General features: G+C 62.9%; 1 pseudogene. It reads left to right on the top strand.

What is annotated here, in order from left to right:
• Positions 1 to 380: pseudogene (locus ACOADB_RS15260) on the top strand (NAD(P)/FAD-dependent oxidoreductase); the annotation flags it as partial.

The raw sequence follows: 380 nt of genomic DNA, 5'->3' as shown, positions 1-380 counted from the left end.
GCTTCAACCTGTGGGACGTGAACTTCCCGGCGATCGAGATCATCGGGCGCGACGGACGCGACCTCGGCAAGTGGTGGCGGGACAACCGGTTCAGCGCCTACGAGGGCATCACGGTGCCGAAGTTCCCCAACTTCTTCTCGCTCAACAGCCCGTACTCCTACTCCGGGCTGTCGTACTTCACGACGATCGAGACGCAGATGGCCCACATGGCACGCCTGCTGAAGGCGATGAAGAAGCGCGGTGCCGACGTGTTCGAGGTCTCCGAGGAGGCGAACGAGGAGTTCCTCGACCGGATGACCGGATTGATGGGCAACTCGGTGTTCAACGCCGGCGACTGCTCGACCTCACGCAGCTACTACTTCAACCCGCACGGCGAGGCG

The organism is Nocardioides sp. CPCC 206348 (genome assembly GCF_048654705.1).
Taxonomy (GTDB): Bacteria; Actinomycetota; Actinomycetes; order Propionibacteriales; family Nocardioidaceae; genus Nocardioides.
This window is presented reverse-complemented; position numbering and strand designations above follow the sequence as displayed.